Annotated in this window: 4 tRNA genes; all 4 read left to right on the top strand. The window is 49.1% G+C overall.

The annotated features are described in order from the left end of the window. The first annotated feature begins 48 nt into the window (after positions 1–48). The 4 genes from HMPREF2586_RS11910 to HMPREF2586_RS11895 all read left to right on the top strand — a co-directional run bounded on the left by HMPREF2586_RS11910 (position 49) and on the right by HMPREF2586_RS11895 (position 410). Positions 49–123, top strand: a tRNA-Gly gene (locus tag HMPREF2586_RS11910). Between the two features lie 7 nt (positions 124–130). Continuing rightward, positions 131–219 (top strand) — tRNA-Leu (locus HMPREF2586_RS11905). A gap of 13 nt (positions 220–232) precedes the next feature. After that, positions 233–309 (top strand) — tRNA-Arg (locus HMPREF2586_RS11900). A gap of 27 nt (positions 310–336) precedes the next feature. After that, a tRNA-Pro gene (locus tag HMPREF2586_RS11895) sits at positions 337–410 on the top strand. Positions 411–462: the final 52 nt, after the last annotated feature.

The following is a 462-nucleotide window of genomic DNA, read 5'->3' as shown; positions in this document are numbered from 1 at the left end:
CAGAGGGTCAGAGGTTCGAATCCTCTATGGCTCATCCAGTTTCATTTTGCAGAAGTAGTTCAGCGGTAGAATACGACCTTGCCAAGGTCGGGGTCGCGGGTTCGAATCCCGTCTTCTGCTCCATTATTTTGCCGGGGTGGCGGAACTGGCAGACGCACAGGACTTAAAATCCTGCGATGAGAGATCATCGTACCGGTTCGATTCCGGTCCTCGGCACCATCATTTTAATAGAGCGCCCATAGCTCAATTGGATAGAGTACTTGACTACGAATCAAGCGGTTATAGGTTCGACTCCTATTGGGCGCACCATTTTTAGAATGAATATTATAATGAATACGGGAAGTAGCTCAGCTTGGTAGAGCACTTGGTTTGGGACCAAGGGGTCGCAGGTTCGAATCCTGTCTTCCCGACTCTTATTAAAAGAATATGGGGGCTTAGCTCAGATGGGAGAGCGCCTGCTTT

The sequence above is a fragment of the Staphylococcus sp. HMSC034G07 genome, from assembly GCF_001835975.1.
In the GTDB taxonomy this organism is placed as follows: domain Bacteria; phylum Bacillota; class Bacilli; order Staphylococcales; family Staphylococcaceae; genus Staphylococcus; species Staphylococcus ureilyticus.
Note: the sequence above shows the minus strand (reverse complement) of the source record. Positions and strands in the feature narration are given on the sequence as shown.